Source organism: Capnocytophaga sp. oral taxon 338 str. F0234 (assembly GCF_000192225.1).
Classification (GTDB): Bacteria; Bacteroidota; Bacteroidia; order Flavobacteriales; family Flavobacteriaceae; genus Capnocytophaga.
Map to the genome: position 1 here is coordinate 354,086 of NZ_GL872413.1, position 19,271 is coordinate 373,356.

The window sequence follows — 19,271 nt, forward strand, 5'->3', positions numbered from 1 at the left end:
CCTAAATTAAGATTATGAACAGAATCATTTATAAAGGTTTCGCAGCGGCTTTTGTAGCCCTTACCCTTACCGCTTGTGCAGGTCGCAAAACTTACGAGCGTCCCAATGTCGTAAATGAAAAACTTTTCCGTACGGATAATATCTCTACGGATAGTCTTAGTAGTGCCAATGTCTCTTGGCGCAATATCTTCACCGACCCGCTCTTGCAACAACACATCAGCAAGGCACTTTCTAATAATCTCGATGTGCGTGTAGCGATGCAAAATGTGGTTTCAGCACAAGCCTACCTCAAACAAAGTAAGGCAGCTTTTATTCCTACCCTCTCGGTAGGAGCTAACTATACTCGTAGCACCTCTTCATTGAATGCCGGAGGTGGAGCTTCCGACCGTACTTACAACAATCTATTCGATATCACAGGTAACGCTTCGTGGGAAGCCGACATATGGGGCAAGCTATCCGCTCAAAAACGCGCTTCTTATGCTTCTTACCTCGCTACGGTAGAGGCACAAAAAGCAGTACAGTCCGAAGTGGTAGCTACCTTAGCAACGGCTTATTACCAACTTTTGATGCTCGACGAACAGAAAAAAGTACTCGAACAAACTATTGAGTTTCGTACCAAAAGTTTAGAAACTACCAAACAACTCAAAAAAGCAGGTTCTACTACCGAAGTAGCAACCAAACAAATCGAAGCACTCGTATACAACGCACAGGCGCAACTCATTACTATCAACAATAGCGTTTGGGCATTGGAGAACACCATCTGTGTACTCTTGGGGGAAGAGCCTCATACGATAGAGCGAAGCACGCTTGCTGAACAACAATTCCCCACACAGTTTCATCAAGGGTATGCGGTAAGTCTGCTCGAAAATCGTCCTGATGTGGCACGTGCCGAACTGAACTTGCGCAACGCCTTTGAACTTACGAATGTAGCGCGTTCCAATTTCTATCCTACGCTTACTCTTTCCGCTCGTGGAGGTATCAGTAGTACCGAACTCGATACTTGGTTTTCTGCCAAATCAATGTTTGCTAATTTTATAGCAGGATTGGCGCAACCTATCCTCAATCGCCGACAAATTCGCACCCAATACGAAGTGCAGAAAGCTGCTCAAGAAACCGCTTTGCTGAATTTCAAAAAAGCAATTCTTTCAGCGGGCAAAGAAGTATCCGATGCAATGCGTCAATTTAGTTCGCAAGACGAATTCATTCAACTCAAAACCCAAGAAATGAAAGCCTATCAAGATGCCACCGACTATTCCAAACAATTGTTCGATAGCGGTATGGTGAATTATTTAGAGGTCATTACAGCCGAAGTAAACCGTCTCAATGCCGAGCTTAGTGTAGCCAACGCACAGTTTACCCGTATGCAGTATGGCATTACCTTGTATAAAGCCCTTGGTGGCGGTTGGAGGTAGGGGCGAATGGCAGTTCGCCCAACACTTTAGCAAAGTTTTAAACTTTGTCAAAGTCACTATTTGACTCGTCTGACCAGTCTGATTCATCTGACAAGTTTTATAAATAACAAAACACTATGACAACAAGAGAAAACATTCAAGAATTGAACGACCATTTACAGGCGTTCCCAAAGGCAGAAGACATCTTTACGAAAGACCAACAATGGCTCAGAAAGCATTTTCTGCCCCTGATGAGTATCGATTTGGCAGAAATCAACCCCGATTGGGCGGGACAAAAAGTGTATATGTTATGCCCTTTTGAGGCGAATATAGGATATATGGGGGGAAACACTACCGAATATCACAATCAATACACTGCCCCTAACTGGATAACATTCAAACTCACCGATGATAACAAGTTTGAGTTCTTAGGGAACGAAGGATTTTTTGAAAGAACTAAATATCATAACTGGGATTTCAATTCCGAAGAAGAAAAGGAATTTCAAGAAATGCAGAAAGGCTACGAGAAAAGTAAAGCAAATTTCGAGAAATACGGTTCATTGGTGAGCTTACAGTTTCCTGAATATGATGGGAAACCTAACTTTACTAAATTTTTAGATATATTAGGAGGACATATAATAGGAGGAAATTGGGTAGGTACAATTAGTAGTAAAGAATATCCAAAGGCTTTTGATATGAAATTAGATTATGAAGATGAAGATTCTGATAAATGGATTAAAATTTCCTATCAAGGAAACCCCTTTTACTTTGTAGCAAGTACTCCTAACTATAGTTGGTGTGATGGGCATATCGATGCTATCATTATGCTTTACGAGCCCGTAAGTCGTATCGTGCTATTCACTTTTGATTATTCATAACATCGTTTTTGTGGTATGCGTAGGGGCGAATTGCAATTCGCCTTAAATTCATAAACCTTAAATAATTATCATTATGCAATCAAGAGAAAACATTCAAGAATTGAACGACCATTTGCAGGCGTTCCCAAAGGCAGAAGACATCTTTACGAAAGACCAACAATGGCTCAGAAAACATTTTCTGCCCTTGATGAGTATCGATTTGGCAGAAATCAACCCCGAATGGGCAGGGCAAAAGGTATATATGCTCAGTCCGTTTGAGCCTTACGAGGTTTATATAGGCTATAATACTACCGAATATCATAATGAATATACTGCTACGAATTGGTTAGCCTTTAAATTGACTGATGATAATAAGTTTGAGTTTCTGGGAAAAGAAGGATTTTTTGAAAGAACAGCCATTCACGACTGGGATTTCAATTCCGAAGAAGAAAAGGAATTTCAAGAAATGCAGAAAGGCTACGAGAAAAGTAAAGCAAATTTTGAAAAATACGGTTCATTAATTAATTTATATTCTCCTGAATACGACGGAAAAATGAATAAAGTGAACTACTTAAACAGATTGGGGGGAGATATATGGGACGGAAATTGGACTACAACTATTGAAAGTGATGAGTATCCGAAAGCATTTGATATGAAAATAGAAATAGGTAATGACCTCCCTAACGATGGGATTAGTATAACCTATCAAGGAAATCCTTTCTATTTTATTGCAGAAACGGCAAGCTACGATTGGTACGGTGGCGGTATCGATGCTATCATTATGCTTTACGAGCCTGTAAGCCGTATCGTGCTATTCACTTTTGATTATTCGTAAATTGATTAAGCAATTTGAATATATTAACAATTTAATTAAATCATTAATTGCCCGTGCGGCTCGTATCGAATGAAGACACTCATTATAGTAACACACCCTCATATAGAGGATTCTCTCATCAACAAACGTTGGATTGAGGAGCTCGAGAAATACCCAAAGCAATATACCATACATCAGTTGTACAAAGTATACCCCGACGAACATATCGACGTCAGGAAGGAACAACAACTGATAGAGCAGTACGACCACATTGTATTTCAGTTTCCGCTCTATTGGTTTAGTATGCCCCCATTGTTAAAGAAATGGCAAGACGAAGTCCTTACCTACGGTTGGGCTTACGGGAGAAAAAGCGGTTATAAAGTAGGTGGCAAAAAGGTAACGCTTGCCATTTCGGCAGGTATTGATGAGCGTGAATATGCGCATAACGAAAAATATAAATACACCCTTAAGGAATTGTTGCGTCCTTTTGAACTCACATTCGAATACATTCACGCCGATTTTCGTCCGTTTTTTGCCTATTACGGCATCGAGATGAACAGTACAACCAAATGGATAGAGAGAAGTGTACCATTATATAGGCAGTTTTTAGAAGAATTTGCTAAACAATAATTAGTTTATATATCTTTTCAAAGTTTTAAATCTTAAAGTTTAACACTTCTGACGGCTAATTTAGACAGAAAATCAAGGCTTTTGGTACGTTTGTTGTGGCATTATTTCTTAACAAATCATAACCGAGATTCATTATGAATAAAAGAATTAAAGGACTTGCTATTGCAAGTTTACAGAACCACGAACATTACGGGTTCGTAACCGAAGTGAAATTGGCGTTAGAACAAGCCAATATTGAATCGCTCGCTACCCTTTTGGGTAAGTTTACGCCTTTGGTAGAGGAGGAAAACAAATCGCTTGAGGTGGTTGCCAAGAGTGAACACACGCATCGCTTGAAAGAATTAGACCGCAATCGCGACAATATGTTTCGAGGGCTTTCGGCTTGCGTGAACGAAGCCTATTACAGTCCTACGAAAGAGGAACGCGAGGCGGCAGTGCTTATTAAGATATTGCTCAAAACCTATGGCAATATCATTTCCGAGAGTTTCGAGTCGCAACACAGCAAGACACAAAACCTCATTCAAGACCTTCGCGCCGATAAGTATGCGGCAGCGGTTAAGAAGATTTCGTTAGCGCGATGGGTGAATTGGCTTGAAGAAGCCGAGAACACCTTTATGGAGCTTTACCGAACACGCCGCGATGAGCGGGCTTCTACTATCGCAGGGACTCGCGCACTCAGGCTCATTCGCAAAGACATCGATGTGGTATATCGCGAAATCATTATGCATCTCAATGCTCTTGCTGTGATACAACCCACCGAAGCCCTTAATCAGCTTATTGCACGTATCAATATTCATATTGATAAGCTCGTAGCGCTGAAAGCAAGTAGGTCTACACGTGCCAAAAAGAATCCCAAAACGGCAAGCAACGGCACCAAAGAGAGTTAAAAACAACTCATTTACACGTATCAACGGTACGTAAATTATTCAACAAAGAGTAATTTACGTACCTTTACGATACGTTGAGTAGTGTTTTGAGATGTGATTTGTTATCTTGATGATATATTAATGTATTATTTAGAACAATGTTTTATATGAAAAATATATTATTAATATTAGTTTTAAGTGTATTTTCTCTAAGTTATGCACAGAATAAAAATACTAAAAAAATGGAAAAACAAGTGTATATAGTACACGGATATGGCGCCACACCCGATAATCATTGGTTTAAGTGGTTAGAAGAAGAATTAAAAAAGCATAAAATTAAAGCCTATCGTGTTGCAATGCCTTCTCCTGATAATCCAAACGTTGATGATTGGATAGCAACACTTAAAAAACAGGTGAATGTAACACCTCAAACAGTAATAGTAGCGCATAGCTTGGGTACGATTACTACTCTGGATTTCCTATTGGAGAGCAAAAAAGAACCTAAAGGTATCGTACTCGTATCGGGATTTTATGAACCAGTGCCCAATTTCGAGAGCTTAAACCCATTTGTAGAGAAGTTTTCAAGTTCCAAACATTTGCCAATGGTAGGTAAAGCAGTGGTTATTTCGGCTATAGATGATGATATAGTACCCACTCAGCTAAGTGATAATCTCTCTCGCTTGCTCAATTGTGAGTTTATTCGTCTTCCACAAGGGAAACACTTCCTCGACCGAGGAGGATATACTGAATTTCCATTAGTGAGAGATAAAGTATTAGATATCTTTAATGAGAAATAACAACAAATTATGCCCAACATCTTATTGCAACAATTAGAAAACGCACTTCCCACAGGAATGCAAATCCCCGAAGAACTTCGCCAACTCTATCAGTGGATAGAAGGTAATGGCTATTATGAGGACAGAGACGATGGTGTACGTTACGGATATCTGTATCCTAAAAATCCTTTTAGGAATACATACCTAGATGACGTAAACGTAGATATCGATATTGCTTTTTATATGGAAGAAGAAAACTTTCGTAAAGAACTCTTAACCATTTCTTTTGGTAAGAATGCCGACGATGCCGCCCAGCGTTTTTTGCAAATAGCCGAAAATATATATAATGGTTCTATGGTAGCTTTGTGGTTGGACTACAGAGGAACAACCCAAATAGTCCGTTGTGTGAATACGGTTGAAGAGACAGGCAACTGGGAAGTGGTAAAAAAGCAATTGAATTTCAATAAAGTATCTATTCGCGCAAAAGGAATAGATATTTTTGTACCAATGGGCTCAGAGGATAATGGCTTAAATGATGATTTTGAAGGTTGGTATGATGCGATGATGTATGAATAATCGTAAAGAAAAATGAAAAATATTTTATTACAACAATTAGAAAATGCCCTCCCTGAGGGAATGCAAATCCCTGAGGAACTCCGCCAACTCTATCAGTGGATAGAGGACAATGGTTATTATGAGGACAGAGATGGCGTGCGTTATGGCTATCTATATCCACAAGATAAGCTAAGAGATAGCTGGAAAGAGGACGAACGTGAAGGCGGTACTGATATTTCGTTTTATGTGGCAAAACTCTCAGAACGTGAGGAGCTGTTAGAGATTTCTTTCGGGAAACATAAGGGGGAAACTGCACAGCGTTTGCTTTCCTTTGCACAGAGCGGAGGGGATGGTTCGGAATGTGCCCTATGGCTCGACGATGAAGGGCGTACCCAAATCGTGCATATCGGGTCGGGTTCAGGCTCTATGATGACCTGTATATTGGTGAAAAACGCCTTGGATTTCTTGCGCCTTTTAGCCATTGGTTATGATGAAATTTGTTGGGACGAGTATTATCCACTCCCTCCTAACAGTGATAAGAACGAAATGTTCGTCCACCCCAATACACAATACCAAGAGTGGGTGCAAAATACGTTTCATACCACTATCCCCGCAATAGGATTAGAAGTGGTAACCCCTCATAGTATGGACGATGAAGCAACCGATGACCCTTTTTTAAATTGGTTTTATGAGATGACAGAATAATCATAAAAAGAAAATGAACATCTATTTATCAGAAATAGCTCCTTTTTGCACCACCGATGCAGAAAAAAGATTGTGGCAACGGCTTAAAAAGATACAAAAATTCCGTATCAAGCGCCATAGTGATAGTTTTCTGTTGGAATCGTTGTTGGATAGCTTCCATATAGAAGAGAAATATGAACCCATAATGTATTATTATGAGGAAATCATCAAGTTACCATTAGACGAAGAGTTTCCTCTATGGGATACTTTTTGGGATATTTTATCCGTTTTCTATAACAATCCGTTGTGTACAGAGGCGCAAAAACAGGCTATTTTTGCACGTTATAAAGAGGTTACCCAATATACTTCTTCTTTTAAGGAGGCGCAAGATCTTTTTACTAACTTTTTTGCTAATATTCTTTCGTTGGAAGCGATAAAAGAACGCGAACAAGTACTAAAAAAAGCCGTAAAAGAGAATGATTTACTGCTTGAGTTTTCAATGCGTAATAGCTTGATACTCCGCGCTACAAGGGTAATTATTGTCAACAATGGTAAAGACGTAGCTCTACAAGAACAGATGCAAAACCTTATACAAGAGCAAACGGTAGCTTTGCGCTCAGGAAAATTTGAAGAATATATATAGCCAATATATAAACACAACAGAATGAGCAAAAAACTCTATATCATAGCAGGTTGTAATGGCGCGGGAAAAACCACCGCTTCCTTTACCATTTTGCCCGAAGTACTCGACTGTAAAGAGTTTATCAATGCCGACGAGATAGCCAAGGGGCTATCGCCTTTCCAGCCCGAAAACGTAGCTATGCAAGCCGGTAGAATAATGCTCGCTCGTATGGACGAACTATTGCAAAAAGGAGAAACTTTTGCCTTTGAAACTACTTTGGCTACTAAAAGCTATAAGCAAAAAATAGAATGGGCACAAGCCAATGGCTATGAGGTTACCCTGTTGTTCTTTTGGTTGGACTCACCCAATATGGCTAAAAAGCGGGTTGCCCAGCGAGTTGCTGAAGGAGGTCATAATATTCCCTTAGAAACCATTGAAAGAAGATATTATAACGGTATTGTAAATCTCTTTACTATCTATATCGATACGGTAGATATTTGTTATATATTTGATAATTCAGAGGGAGAACGTACTCCTATTGCAAAGAAATACAAAGGAGAGAAAGAAATAATTTATAATACAGACCTCTATAATCAAATGAAAAACAGCTATGAAAAAGAAAGAAGTTAAAAAAGATATATTAGAAGAAAAACTTTTAAAAGGTTTATCTCTTGCTTATGAGCGAATGATTGTCCAAAAACGCAAGAATAATCAAAAGATTGTGGTGCGCCGTGGGGGTAAAATCGTTACTATTAATCCGTAGAGAATGAAAGAGGAAATGTATTAGAATTTTAAATATATAATAATGGAAGAAAATATTAAAAATAAAGTAGTGATTATCACCGGTGCCAGCAGTGGACTTGGTCTGGCAACAGCTTTACTCTTAGCAAAGTACGGAGCAAAGGTAGTCTTGGCAGCTCGTCGAAGGGAACGTCTGGAAAAATTGGCTCAAACCATTAAAAACCAAGGTGGAGAAGCCCTCGTAATGGTTGCTGATGTAGCCGTACGCTCCGATGTGGAACATATTGTACGGGAAACGCTTAATGCTTATTCCCGTATAGATGTGCTTATCAATAATGCAGGCATTATGCCTCAAGCACCATTGGAAAAACTTAAAGTAGAGGAATGGGACAGAATGATTGATACTAACATTAAAGGAGTACTTTACGGCATTGCAGCAGTACTCCCTACGATGCAACAACAACACAGTGGACACATCATCAACCTATCATCAGTGGCAGGCTTGCGTGTGGCAGCAGGGCGTGGTACGGTGTATAGTGGCACTAAGTTCGCTGTTAAAGCGATTAGTGAAGGTTTACGTATGGAGGTAGCTAAGGACAATATCCGTGTAACCACCCTCTACCCTGGTGCGGTGGAGAGCGAACTCAAGTATGGTAGCTCCGACCCTGAAGCCAGTGCTAATATTCAGGCTTTCTATAAGGAATACGAGATCCCTGCCGATTCAGTTGCTCGTGCGATTGCTTATGCTATTGGCGAGCCTGAAGAGGTAGCCATCAATGAAATCACTTTACGCCCTACCAAACAAGAATTTTAAATATCTATTTCTTTCTATAATCATCCTTTTGCTGGAGGAGAGTTTATACAAATAACGACTTTTTTAATAATGAATAATTAATTTTATATGATAAAGAATTTTATTAACAGACCGGTATTATCAACGGTAATTTCTATCTTGATAGTCATCTTAGGGATCTTAGGAATTATTTCTTTACCTATTTCCCAATACCCTGAAATTGCGCCACCTACAGTACAAGTAAGTGCCAGCTACGGAGGTGCCAATGCTGAAACGGTACTTAAGGCGGTGGTGATTCCTTTGGAAGAACAGATCAACGGGGTGGAAAATATGGACTATATTACTTCTTCCGCTTCCAATAGTGGTAGGGCAAGTATCACCGTATATTTTAAACATGGTACCAATGCCGATAATGCAGCGGTAATGGTGCAGAACCGAGTATCCTATGCTAATGCAATTCTTCCTGCTGAGGTAAAACAAGCAGGGGTAACCGTGGAGAAACGCACATCTGGAAATCTTATGTTCCTTTCCTTCTTCTCCGAAAATCCAGAGTTGGATGATGTATTTTTGCAAAACTATTTGAGTATTAACGTAATCCCTGCTCTTAAGCGTATCAATGGAGTAGGAGATGCCGATGTGTTTGGTGCCAAAACTTATTCCATGCGCGTATGGTTGGATCCTCAAAAACTCCAAGCCTATAAGCTGAACCCTACGGAAGTTACTGCAGCGATCTCTGCTCAAAGTTTGGAAGCTGCTGCGGGTACTTTGGGGCAAAATAGTGGGGGATCCTATGAATATGTGATCAAGTATAAAGGGAAATATAACCAAGTCTCTGAGTATGAGAATGTAGTTATTAAGGCTTTGGATGGCGGACGGGTACTTCGGTTAAAGGATGTTGCCAAGGTAGAGCTTGATGCTCTTACTTTCTCCAGCTTTGCTGAGAGTAAAGGGCGCCCTGCCGTTTCTATGGGGATTTCCCAGACTCCTGGCGCCAATGCTCATGAGGTGGTACAGAATATTGACAAATACCTTAAATCTATTGAGAAAACCCTCCCTGAAGGAATTACTTATTCTATCAACTTTAATGTAAATACTTTCTTGGATGCTGCGATTTCTAAAGTGGTTTCTACTCTTTTGGAAGCCTTCCTTTTGGTGTTCCTTGTGGTGTATGTTTTCTTACAGGATTTTCGTTCCACACTGATTCCTGCCATAGCCGTACCAGTCTCTATTGTGGGTACCTTCTTCTTCTTGAATCTCTTTGGTTATTCTATCAATATGCTTACTTTGTTTGCTTTGGTATTGGCTATTGGTATTGTGGTAGATGATGCCATTGTGGTGGTCGAGGCTGTCCATGCCAAGATGGAACAGACTCATGAGAAGGCAAAGCCAGCGACTATTTCAGCGATGAATGAAATAACAGGAGCTATTATCTCCATTACCTTGGTGATGGCGGCAGTATTCGTGCCTGTAACTTTTATCAGTGGTACCACAGGGGTATTCTATAAGCAGTTTGGGATTACCTTGATTGTGGCAATTATTATTTCAGCTATTAATGCGCTTACCCTGAGTCCAGTATTGTGTTCTCTCTTTCTTAAGCCTCATGGAGATAAGGAATATGAGAAAAAATCTTGGATAGGTAAGTTTTTTCACAAGTTCAACATTGCCTTCAATACCGCTACGCTCAAGTACGGACAGACTTTTACTTTCTTCCTTCGTCATAAGTGGATTACCTTAGTGCTTTTTGCGATAGCAGGAGGAGGAATTTATTATGCTAATAAGAACCTACAATCGGGCTTTGTACCCAGTGAAGACCAAGGATTTGTGATGATGAATGTGGAACTTATTCCAGGAGCTTCTATGGAGCGTACTGCCAATGTGCTGAGAGAAGCCAGCAAAACCCTTAGTGATATTCCCGGAGTTGCCAACTTTACCTATATTACGGGGAATGGGATGCTCTCTGGGTCAGGTAGTAATAATGGTATGGGCTTCTTTACCCTCAAACCTTTCGAGGAGCGTGCCAAACATCCTGATCAAAGTATTCAAGCTATTATAGGCAAAGCCTTTGCAAGTGTTGCTCATATTAAGGATGCACGATTTCTCTTCTTCCAACCACCTTCTGTAGCAGGATTCGGTATAAGTAATGGAGTCTCTCTTGTGTTACTTAATAAGTCCGGTGATGAGATTAGTCAGGTGAGTAAAACTACTCAACAGTTCATGGACGCTCTTATGAAACGACCTGAGATACAATATGTTCAGACATCCTTTAACACTAATTATCCACAGTATCAAATGGATATTAATGTAGAGCGAGCTATGCAATCAGGAATTTCGGTAAGTTCTATTCTCTCCACCTTACAGAATTACATTGGAGGCTTTTATGCTACTGACTTTACCCTTTATGGGAAGCAGTACCGTGTAATGGTGCAATCTTTACCAGAATCACGTAAGGATATAAATAGCCTTAATGGGCTCTTTGTGAGAGCAGGAAATGGTGAGATGGCTCCTATTTCAGAATTTGTAACATTGAATCGAGTATTTGGTCCTCAATCTTTGAGTCGTTATAACCTCTTTACTTCTGTTTCTATTTCAGCAAATAGCAATCCTGGTTACAGTACAGGAGATGCTGTAAAAGCTGTAGAAGAAGTTGCTGCTCAAACCCTTAATTCTAACTATGGTATAGATTATACAGGGCTTACTCGTGAGGAGCAGAACGCAGGAACACAAACTATTATCATCTTCATGCTCAGCTTGATATTTACTTATTTTATTCTTTCTGCTCAGTATGAAAGTTATCTTTTACCACTTTCAGTACTCATGTCCTTACCTTTTGGGATCTTTGGTGCCTTCTTAGGACAATGGCTCTTTGGTTTGGAGAATAATATTTACTTCCAAATATCACTCATTATGTTGATAGGACTCTTGGCGAAGAATGCGATTTTGATAGTGGAGTTTGCTGTACAGAGGCGACGACATGGGGAAAGCCTTTCTAAAGCGGCGATTAATGCAGCAATGGCACGTTTACGTCCTATTTTAATGACCTCTTTTGCCTTTATTGTAGGATTGATGCCTTTGGTATTTGCCACTGGAGTTGGTTCATCAGGGAACCGTTCTGTCGCTACAGGAGCTGCTGCAGGACAGCTTATTGGGACTTTCTTTGGATTGGTAGTCATCCCTGTACTCTTTGTGATCTTCCAACACTTACAAGAACGCATTAGCGGTACTGAGCAAAAAGAGGAAATCTTTGTCTCTCCTACCAATAATTATTAGTAGGGAGTTCTATACTCATGAAAAGAAGGTGTTTAAAGAGTCTTTTGAACACCTTCTTTATTTTCCTTGATAATTATAAGGGGAAATTTTTTTATTCTGCTATAGCAGATATAGCAAATAAATTTAACAGATAGACCTTTATGAAATTATAAAAAGTGTTATATATATTATAAAAAACATATTTATTTCTTCAAAATATTTTTGATAGCGAAAAAAGTTATATATTTGCGCCGAATTAAATAAAGAATTAGAAAAAGAATTTTTTATGAAAAAGAATATTTTAACTCTCGCAGCTATATTTACAGCTGCAGTAAGTGCTAACGCACAAGAAACACTAAGCAACAGCAAATTTTTTGACAACTGGCAAGTAGGTGTGAAAGCTGGTGGATTCTCTTACACTACTCAAGAGGCTTTCCTTAAAAATACCCGTGCCACTTTTGGAGCTGAGATTGGCAAACAAATCTCCCCTGTTTTCCGTCTTGGATTAGAAGGGATGGCTTATGTACGTCCTAACTTAGTTGATGATGATCCTAAGTATGGTAATTTTATTGACCAAACTAATGTAAGTTTAGTTGGTACTGTGAATTTAAGTAATCTTTTTGCAGGATACAAAGAGGCTCCTCGCTTCTTCGAAGTAGAAGGTTTTGCTGGATTAGGTTGGATGCACCAATACATACAAAACATTATTCCAGGGGTAAATACACGTGAAAATAGCATTACTAATGGAATGAGTGCTCAGTTTGGTTCTAATTTGTTATTCAACTTAGGTCAAAGCAAAGCATGGGGTATTAAGCTAAGCCCTGCTATTGTTTATGCAGTAGATACACCAGCTAAAAATTCTATAAATAGTTTGAATAGTTCAGCCTCTTTTACTCAGCTTACCGCTGGCGTAGTATATCGCTTTAAAGGAAGTAATGGAGCACATCACTTTACTAGACCTTCTAACAGAGAAGAATTAGAAGCACTTAACAAACAATTAGCGGGGTTACGTAGTGACCTAAGAGGAAAAGAAGATCAACTCTCTGAAAGTCAAAGACGAATTGCTCAGTTAGAAAGAGATTTGGAAGAAGCTCGTAACAAAAAACCTCAGGTGATTGAAAAAACAATTACTACTAGTAAGAAAACTTTAGAATCTGTAGTTACTTATCGTGTAGGTAGAACTAATATTGAACCATCTCAGTTACCTAACGTAGAACGTATCGCTACTTACCTTAAAAAATATCCTAATAGTAAGGTAGTTATCAAAGGATATGCTTCTCCAGAAGGTAATTTAGAGAAAAATCAGAAATTAGCTGCTGATCGTGCTCAGTCTGTTAAGAAAATCTTGGTTTCTCGTTACAAAATTGCTGCTGACCGTATTCAAGCTGAAGGAAATGGTATCGGTGATATGTTTAGCGAACCAGATTGGAACCGTGTAAGTATTTCTACTATCGTAGAATAATTTGTATAAAGATAAATTGGAATGCGGGGTGCGCATGTGCACCCCGCATTTTTTATATATACTTTAACCTATAATAATATATCATAAGTACAGAAAAAATAGTACTTTTGTCCCTTAATAAGAATAAGTATAAAGAAAGTGAGTTAAAAGATTTAACAATCTTTTATTCAATATGTTGAATCTGAAATATATTGTAGAATGGCAAAATATACAGAAGAAGAACTCAAGGAAGAATTAGAAAATAGTGAATACAAGTATGGTTTCTATACTGATATTGAGTCCGACACTTTTCCTAAAGGACTTAATGAAGAGGTTGTTGTTGCACTCTCTAAGAAGAAAAATGAACCTCAATGGATGACCGATTGGCGTGTGGAGGCTTTTCGAATTTGGAAAGCAATGCCTGAGCCTCCCCATTGGGCAAATTTAAAGTTTGAAACTCCAGATTTTCAAGATATTGCCTATTATTCCGCCCCTAAACAAAAACCTAAACTCAACAGTTTGAACGAAGTAGACCCTAAACTCTTGGAAACTTTCAATAAGTTGGGTATTTCTCTTGAGGAGCAAAAGCGACTTTCCGGAGTGGAAGAAAAGCCTACTGTAGCGATGGATGTGGTTATGGACTCTGTTTCAGTAGCCACTACTTTCCAGAGAACATTAGCAGAGAAGGGGGTTATTTTCTGTTCTATTTCGGAAGCAATCCAAAAGCATCCAGACCTTGTTCGCAAATATTTGGGAACAGTAGTACCTAAGACGGATAATTTCTATGCAGCATTGAATTCGGCAGTTTTCACTGACGGCTCTTTTTGTTATGTGCCTAAAGGGGTACGTTGTCCAATGGAGCTTTCTACTTACTTTCGCATCAACCAAGCAGGTACAGGACAGTTTGAGCGTACCCTCCTCATTGTGGATGAGGGAGCTTATGTGTCCTACTTAGAAGGTTGTACTGCACCTAAGCGTGATGAAAACCAGCTCCATGCAGCTGTAGTAGAACTTATCGCTATGGAAGGAGGAGAAATCAAGTATTCTACTGTACAAAATTGGTTTCCTGGAGATAAGGATGGAAGTGGAGGTGTATATAATTTCGTAACCAAGCGTGCATTAGCTGAAAAGAATGCGAAAATCTCTTGGACACAGGTAGAGACAGGTTCTGCCATTACCTGGAAGTACCCTTCTGTAGTACTCAAGGGCGACAATGCCATAGGAGAGTTTTACTCTATTGCAGTAACTAACCATTTTCAACAAGCTGATACGGGTACTAAGATGATTCATATAGGGAATAATACCAAATCCACGATCATTTCTAAAGGAATTTCAGCGGGAAAATCACAGAATAGTTACCGTGGCTTGGTAAAGGTAGTACCTTCTGCTAAGAATGCACGTAATTTCTCTCAGTGTGACTCCTTACTTATGGGAAATAAGTGTGGTGCACATACTTTCCCTTACATAGAAGCAAAGAATCCTACTGCTCAGATAGAACATGAGGCGACTACTTCAAAAATAGGGGAGGATCAGATATTCTATTGTAACCAGAGAGGGATAGATACCGAAAAAGCTATTTCATTGATAGTAAATGGTTTTGGTAAAGAAGTGCTCAATAAGCTTCCCATGGAGTTTGCCGTAGAAGCTCAAAAACTATTAGAGATTTCTTTGGAGGGTAGTGTGGGGTAAGACTAAATGATAAATGCTAACACCTAAAACTTAACCCCCTAAAATGAAATTATTTAAACAAAAAACATGGTAGTTTGAAATCTCAGGAATGGAAGGACAAGTAAAGCTATTTGGAGTGAATATTTTTGATTATAAGTGGAAAGAAACAGGAGAATGGGTAAAAGTAATAGACCCTCTTTATCATGTTGAAAAATCTTTTTTCTTTACAAAGTAGTGATAGAGGATGAAGAGCACAGTTTTGTAGCAGGTGAGTTTAGCAATATGATATGAGGATTTTATTTGTTGAAGTATTAATATGGATAACATTAAAAAACTGTACCATTTAGACCCTAAGGATAGCAAAGGCTTCTCAGAAGAACAGCTATTAGAAGCTGAAAAGCGCTTGAACATCACCTTGCCTGAGGAGTTCCGAGCGTATTACTTACAGTTAGGAGCAACCAAAAGTGTAAACCAATCCTATAACTCGTTGGCAACACCTCAGCAATTGTATTTTGCAGGGGATTACTTGTGCTTTTGTGAAGAAAACCAAGGAGTGGTAATGTGGGCAATTCGCAAAGAAGATTTAAACAACCCTAACCCGCCTGTTTGGGGTAATTACGGCTCCGAAACTGACCCCGATTGGATACAAGAGACCCAAAACCTCTCCGACTTTTGGCTCTACCTCGCCATTTACAATGGTGTAATGGGAGGCTTGCCTTACAACGCCAATGCAATGGGCGGTTGGGATATGGAAAACTTTGAAGTACCCGAGCAAGTTGTTGCCCATATAGAAAAACAATATACTGAACTTACCTCCCTCAGTTGGAAAGGGCAACGCACCTTTACCGATGAAGATTTTAAGCTTGTGATAACACTTTCTATACACCGAGATACTGGAAAACCTACAGCTATCTTTATAGGGACTACCCAAAAAGCTCTTTTTGATAAACTATTAAATGATTTAGAAAGTTATGGCTTGCAATGGGATTACACTTCGTATGATGATTAAAATTAACGAAAATGAAAAACCTTAGAAAAGAACTACGCCCCGATTTCACAACTGCTGAAAAACTCTACCCTCTTGTATTAAAACGTCTACAAGACTATGAAGCCTTTTATGATGCCCAAAGTGAAGACACTCCCGAAGAAGTGTTTGAAAAAGAATACAAGGCGATGGAGCAATACCTCAGTGAGCTCACTGGTAAAGACCTTTCCAATATTTGGCTATGGGAATGGTGGGAAGGCAATGGTATTGAAGCTTTTGCCTTTGATTTGGCAATGCCCGACCCTGTAAAACACAACAACCTTACTCGTGAAGACATCGCTGCTTTTGTACGTATCATTATAGACAATGAATTTGAGTGCGAAAACGATTTTCAACGGGAGTTTATGCCTTATATGTTTTATAGCGATGGCTACTTCTTTCAGTTTTTAGAACTCAACTGTCCGCACTTTGACCCTACTGTGTTCAATACCACAAAAGATAAAGAGGGTAAGTATCACCAGCCTACTGTTGAGGAGGTAATGAATCAGATATGGAAATAACCTAACACTTAAATATCTAAACAAATGGAACCAAATCGTATTAAAGGAAAAATCGCTTTTATCTCAGGTGCTAGCAGTGGTATAGGTAAAGCAGTAGCCGAAAAGTTGGCACAAATGGGTGTCAACCTCATTCTCTGCGCCCGTCGGGCTGAGGTATTGGCAGAACTGAAAGCCCAACTTGAAAAAGAACACGCTGTGGAGGTTATAATCTTAGCTTTCGACGTGAGAAACTACCAAGAGGTGGCGAAAAATATCCAGTCCTTACCCGAAAAATGGCAACAAATAGATATACTCATCAACAATGCGGGCTTGGCAATAGGGTTGCAGCCCCTCCATACCTATGCTATAGAAGATGCTGACCAGATGATTGACACCAATATCAAAGGCTTTACCTATATTGCCAACAGTGTGATTCCGCTGATGCTTGCCACCGATAAGGTGGGCACCATCGTGAACATTGGGTCGGTAGCGGGGGAAATAGCCTACCCAAATGGCAGTATCTATTGTGCGACCAAGTTTGCCGTAAGAGCCCTTAGCGATGCAATGCGTATAGAGCTAATGGACAAAAAGCTCAAGGTAACAACCGTAAAACCAGGGTTGGTAGAAACCAACTTCAGCAAAGTACGTTTCAAGGGAGATACCGAGAAAGCCAATAATGTCTACAAAGGTATCACGCCCCTATATGCAGAAGATATCGCCGATACTATTGCCTATATTGTCAATCTACCCGATAAAGTGCAGATTACCGATATTACTGTAACACCACTGCACCAAGCGGACGCCTTGCATGTGTATAAGTTTGGTAATTAAAGAACTTATCCAGATCCTCACTTACTTCGCTCTCGCGGACTTCTCCAAAGGAGAGGGGAAAATACATAAAAGAGAACAACTATAGCTGTACAAACTTTAACGAGGTCGAAAATACTTGGATAACTTGTAAGGGAGTGAATGTATTCTTGTTTGATTTCTAACGACTGATAACTAAGGGCTAACGACTTTATTTTGCATAATTCAAAATAATATCGGAACTTTGCACCCTTAAGATAAAGATATGCTAAATACAAATCAATACTTTACATTACAGCAAGCCTCATTGTGGGCAACGGAATATATGGGGAAGAATGTTACTTCCTCAAATATCTCCTATTTAGTGCAATATGGTAAAGTAAAGAAATTTGAAAACAATGGCATCACTCAAATCGCTAAAGAGGAACTTAAAGCCTATTACGATGCTTTGGGTGGAAATCGCGCCTCACAGTGGAAAGAGAAATTAGGTGATGACCTCAACTGGAGCCTGTCGTTTGAGCAGTATAAAGAAGCAGAAACTACCAAGCACGTACACCGATTGCACCCTTATAAAGGGAAGTTTATTCCGCAGTTAGTAGAATACTTTTTAGATGGGCATACTGATGCTTTCAAAAAAGAAGTCTTTTTTAAAGCAGGTGATATAGTCCTCGACCCTTTTTCAGGCAGTGGTACTACTATGGTGCAAGCCTCAGAACTGGGTATGCACGCTATAGGAGTAGATGTGTCGGCTTTCAATGTGCTCATAGGCAATGCTAAGGTAGGACATTATGATTTGGTAGATGTGTATGATGAAACGCACCGCATTACCCAAGCTTTAAAGGAGTTTTTAGCAGAAAAACACATACTTGCTTTTGACGCTGAACTTACCGAAGCGCTCAATAATTTCAATAAAGAGTTCTTCCCCGTACCCGACTATAAATATCGCCTACAACGCAAAGAGATAGACGGCAAAGTATATGGTGCTGAGAAAGAGCAACTGTTTTTACCTATTTATCAGAGTCTCATAGAAAAGTACCACATTCAGCTAAAACAAGCTAAAGCCGATACATTTTTAGACAAATGGTATATACAACACGTACGCGAGGAGATAGATTTTGTGTTTAACCTTATTAAACAGGTAGCTAATCCCGCTACCAAGCGTATAATTACTCTTATATTGAGTCGTACTATTCGCAGTTGTCGTGCTACCACTCACGCCGATTTAGCAACTTTGATAGAGCCAGTAACTACCACTTATTATTGTGCTAAACACGGCAAGGTGTGCAAACCACTTTTTTCTATATTGAAATGGTGGGAAACCTACACTAAAGACACTATCAAACGTTTGCAACAATTTAAAGAATTGCGTACTAATACCTACCAAAAATGTTTACAAGACGACAGTCGTACTATTGACATCTTTGAGGCATTAGAGCATAAGAGCCCTGAGTTTGCTGCTTTGGCAAGAAAGCAGAAGATAAAAGGTATTTTCTCATCACCTCCTTATGTAGGGCTGATTGATTATCACGAGCAACACGCTTATGCTTACGACCTTTTTGGTTTTGAGCGCAATGACGATAAAGAGATAGGTCCCCTTTACAAAGGACAAGGGCAGGAAGCCAAACGTATGTATGTAGCAGGTATTGCTGAGGTGCTTACCAATAGCAAACGTTTTTTAGCCGATGATTACGATGTATTTTTAGTAGCCAACGACAAATATGGCTTATACCCCGAAATAGCTGAGCGAGCAGGAATGCGCATTGTAAACCAATACAAACGCCCTGTTCTCAACCGCACCGAGAAAGACAAAAACGCGTATGCTGAGATTATATTTCATTTAAAAGGAAAATAGAAAA

Annotated in this window: 20 protein-coding genes; all 20 read left to right on the forward strand. The window is 39.5% G+C overall.

The annotated features are described in order from the left end of the window. The first annotated feature begins 14 nt into the window (after positions 1–14). The 20 genes from HMPREF9071_RS01720 to HMPREF9071_RS01815 all read left to right on the forward strand — a co-directional run bounded on the left by HMPREF9071_RS01720 (position 15) and on the right by HMPREF9071_RS01815 (position 19,267). On the forward strand, positions 15–1,412 hold the full coding sequence (locus HMPREF9071_RS01720; protein WP_009744814.1) for an efflux transporter outer membrane subunit: 1,398 nt from the start codon (positions 15–17) through the stop codon (positions 1,410–1,412). Positions 1,413–1,528: 116 nt separating this feature from the next. Then, positions 1,529–2,269 (forward strand): hypothetical protein, encoded by a 741-nt coding sequence (locus HMPREF9071_RS01725; RefSeq protein ID WP_009744815.1) that lies wholly within the window; start codon positions 1,529–1,531, stop codon positions 2,267–2,269. 73 nt (positions 2,270–2,342) lie between these two features. Beyond that, positions 2,343–3,083: a hypothetical protein gene (locus HMPREF9071_RS01730; RefSeq protein WP_009744816.1), complete on the forward strand. Its 741-nt coding sequence runs from the start codon at positions 2,343–2,345 to the stop codon at positions 3,081–3,083. Between the two features lie 69 nt (positions 3,084–3,152). Then, complete coding sequence (locus HMPREF9071_RS01735; protein ID WP_009744817.1) at positions 3,153–3,692, forward strand: NAD(P)H-dependent oxidoreductase; 540 nt, start codon at positions 3,153–3,155, stop codon at positions 3,690–3,692. A 134-nt stretch (positions 3,693–3,826) separates the two neighbouring features. Then, positions 3,827–4,579 carry a DUF6261 family protein gene (locus tag HMPREF9071_RS01740; RefSeq protein ID WP_009410928.1) on the forward strand — a complete coding sequence of 251 codons (753 nt, stop codon included), beginning with the start codon at positions 3,827–3,829 and terminating at the stop codon, positions 4,577–4,579. Positions 4,580–4,800: 221 nt separating this feature from the next. Continuing rightward, a complete protein-coding gene (locus HMPREF9071_RS01745) occupies positions 4,801–5,355 on the forward strand; it encodes an alpha/beta hydrolase (protein WP_253908243.1) in 555 nt (184 codons plus the stop codon). A gap of 9 nt (positions 5,356–5,364) precedes the next feature. Continuing rightward, positions 5,365–5,910: an SMI1/KNR4 family protein gene (locus HMPREF9071_RS01750; protein WP_009744819.1), complete on the forward strand. Its 546-nt coding sequence runs from the start codon at positions 5,365–5,367 to the stop codon at positions 5,908–5,910. Between the two features lie 12 nt (positions 5,911–5,922). Beyond that, the gene (locus HMPREF9071_RS01755; protein WP_009744820.1) at positions 5,923–6,594 is read left to right on the forward strand and encodes an SMI1/KNR4 family protein; all 672 of its coding nucleotides are present in this window, start codon (positions 5,923–5,925) and stop codon (positions 6,592–6,594) included. Between the two features lie 13 nt (positions 6,595–6,607). Then, positions 6,608–7,216 (forward strand): hypothetical protein, encoded by a 609-nt coding sequence (locus tag HMPREF9071_RS01760; RefSeq protein ID WP_009744821.1) that lies wholly within the window; start codon positions 6,608–6,610, stop codon positions 7,214–7,216. Between the two features lie 21 nt (positions 7,217–7,237). After that, entirely contained in the window at positions 7,238–7,825 is a 588-nt protein-coding gene (locus HMPREF9071_RS01765) for a zeta toxin family protein (RefSeq protein ID WP_009744822.1), read from the forward strand. Next, entirely contained in the window at positions 7,806–7,958 is a 153-nt protein-coding gene (locus tag HMPREF9071_RS12200; RefSeq protein ID WP_009744823.1) for a hypothetical protein, read from the forward strand. Before HMPREF9071_RS01765 ends, HMPREF9071_RS12200 begins: the two co-directional genes overlap by 20 nt. Before the next feature lie 42 nt (positions 7,959–8,000). Continuing rightward, the gene (locus HMPREF9071_RS01775; protein ID WP_009744824.1) at positions 8,001–8,750 is read left to right on the forward strand and encodes an SDR family oxidoreductase; all 750 of its coding nucleotides are present in this window, start codon (positions 8,001–8,003) and stop codon (positions 8,748–8,750) included. Positions 8,751–8,837: 87 nt separating this feature from the next. Further along, a complete protein-coding gene (locus HMPREF9071_RS01780) occupies positions 8,838–11,996 on the forward strand; it encodes an efflux RND transporter permease subunit (protein ID WP_009744825.1) in 3,159 nt (1,052 codons plus the stop codon). 265 nt (positions 11,997–12,261) lie between these two features. Beyond that, complete coding sequence (locus HMPREF9071_RS01785; protein WP_009744826.1) at positions 12,262–13,437, forward strand: OmpA family protein; 1,176 nt, start codon at positions 12,262–12,264, stop codon at positions 13,435–13,437. Positions 13,438–13,635: 198 nt separating this feature from the next. Then, positions 13,636–15,105, forward strand: a complete 1,470-nt coding sequence (sufB, locus tag HMPREF9071_RS01790) for a Fe-S cluster assembly protein SufB (protein WP_009744827.1) — start codon at positions 13,636–13,638, stop codon at positions 15,103–15,105. An 88-nt stretch (positions 15,106–15,193) separates the two neighbouring features. Beyond that, the gene (locus HMPREF9071_RS12600) at positions 15,194–15,319 is read left to right on the forward strand and encodes a hypothetical protein (protein ID WP_009744828.1); all 126 of its coding nucleotides are present in this window, start codon (positions 15,194–15,196) and stop codon (positions 15,317–15,319) included. An 81-nt stretch (positions 15,320–15,400) separates the two neighbouring features. Then, complete coding sequence (locus HMPREF9071_RS01800; RefSeq protein WP_009744829.1) at positions 15,401–16,093, forward strand: SMI1/KNR4 family protein; 693 nt, start codon at positions 15,401–15,403, stop codon at positions 16,091–16,093. 11 nt (positions 16,094–16,104) lie between these two features. After that, complete coding sequence (locus HMPREF9071_RS01805) at positions 16,105–16,629, forward strand: hypothetical protein (RefSeq protein ID WP_009744830.1); 525 nt, start codon at positions 16,105–16,107, stop codon at positions 16,627–16,629. Between the two features lie 24 nt (positions 16,630–16,653). Then, a complete protein-coding gene (locus tag HMPREF9071_RS01810; RefSeq protein ID WP_009744831.1) occupies positions 16,654–17,439 on the forward strand; it encodes an SDR family NAD(P)-dependent oxidoreductase in 786 nt (261 codons plus the stop codon). 241 nt (positions 17,440–17,680) lie between these two features. Further along, on the forward strand, positions 17,681–19,267 hold the full coding sequence (locus HMPREF9071_RS01815) for a DNA methyltransferase (RefSeq protein ID WP_009744832.1): 1,587 nt from the start codon (positions 17,681–17,683) through the stop codon (positions 19,265–19,267). The last annotated feature ends 4 nt before the right edge of the window (positions 19,268–19,271 follow it).

Excerpts from the sequence above, each read along its gene's own strand:
- HMPREF9071_RS01780 (WP_009744825.1), top strand. The coding sequence starts at position 8,838 with ATGATAAAGAATTTTATTAACAGACCGGTATTATCAACGGTAATTTCT.
- HMPREF9071_RS01815 (WP_009744832.1), top strand. The coding sequence starts at position 17,681 with ATGCTAAATACAAATCAATACTTTACATTACAGCAAGCCTCATTGTGG.
- HMPREF9071_RS12600 (WP_009744828.1), top strand. The coding sequence starts at position 15,194 with ATGGAAGGACAAGTAAAGCTATTTGGAGTGAATATTTTTGATTATAAG.
- sufB (WP_009744827.1), top strand. The coding sequence starts at position 13,636 with ATGGCAAAATATACAGAAGAAGAACTCAAGGAAGAATTAGAAAATAGT.
- HMPREF9071_RS01775 (WP_009744824.1), top strand. The coding sequence starts at position 8,001 with ATGGAAGAAAATATTAAAAATAAAGTAGTGATTATCACCGGTGCCAGC.
- HMPREF9071_RS01810 (WP_009744831.1), top strand. The coding sequence starts at position 16,654 with ATGGAACCAAATCGTATTAAAGGAAAAATCGCTTTTATCTCAGGTGCT.
- HMPREF9071_RS01800 (WP_009744829.1), top strand. The coding sequence starts at position 15,401 with ATGGATAACATTAAAAAACTGTACCATTTAGACCCTAAGGATAGCAAA.
- HMPREF9071_RS01755 (WP_009744820.1), top strand. The coding sequence starts at position 5,923 with ATGAAAAATATTTTATTACAACAATTAGAAAATGCCCTCCCTGAGGGA.
- HMPREF9071_RS01745 (WP_253908243.1), top strand. The coding sequence starts at position 4,801 with ATGGAAAAACAAGTGTATATAGTACACGGATATGGCGCCACACCCGAT.
- HMPREF9071_RS01720 (WP_009744814.1), top strand. The coding sequence starts at position 15 with ATGAACAGAATCATTTATAAAGGTTTCGCAGCGGCTTTTGTAGCCCTT.
- HMPREF9071_RS01740 (WP_009410928.1), top strand. The coding sequence starts at position 3,827 with ATGAATAAAAGAATTAAAGGACTTGCTATTGCAAGTTTACAGAACCAC.
- HMPREF9071_RS01760 (WP_009744821.1), top strand. The coding sequence starts at position 6,608 with ATGAACATCTATTTATCAGAAATAGCTCCTTTTTGCACCACCGATGCA.
- HMPREF9071_RS01785 (WP_009744826.1), top strand. The coding sequence starts at position 12,262 with ATGAAAAAGAATATTTTAACTCTCGCAGCTATATTTACAGCTGCAGTA.
- HMPREF9071_RS01765 (WP_009744822.1), top strand. The coding sequence starts at position 7,238 with ATGAGCAAAAAACTCTATATCATAGCAGGTTGTAATGGCGCGGGAAAA.
- HMPREF9071_RS01735 (WP_009744817.1), top strand. The coding sequence starts at position 3,153 with ATGAAGACACTCATTATAGTAACACACCCTCATATAGAGGATTCTCTC.
- HMPREF9071_RS01730 (WP_009744816.1), top strand. The coding sequence starts at position 2,343 with ATGCAATCAAGAGAAAACATTCAAGAATTGAACGACCATTTGCAGGCG.
- HMPREF9071_RS01805 (WP_009744830.1), top strand. The coding sequence starts at position 16,105 with ATGAAAAACCTTAGAAAAGAACTACGCCCCGATTTCACAACTGCTGAA.
- HMPREF9071_RS01725 (WP_009744815.1), top strand. The coding sequence starts at position 1,529 with ATGACAACAAGAGAAAACATTCAAGAATTGAACGACCATTTACAGGCG.
- HMPREF9071_RS12200 (WP_009744823.1), top strand. The coding sequence starts at position 7,806 with ATGAAAAAGAAAGAAGTTAAAAAAGATATATTAGAAGAAAAACTTTTA.
- HMPREF9071_RS01750 (WP_009744819.1), top strand. The coding sequence starts at position 5,365 with ATGCCCAACATCTTATTGCAACAATTAGAAAACGCACTTCCCACAGGA.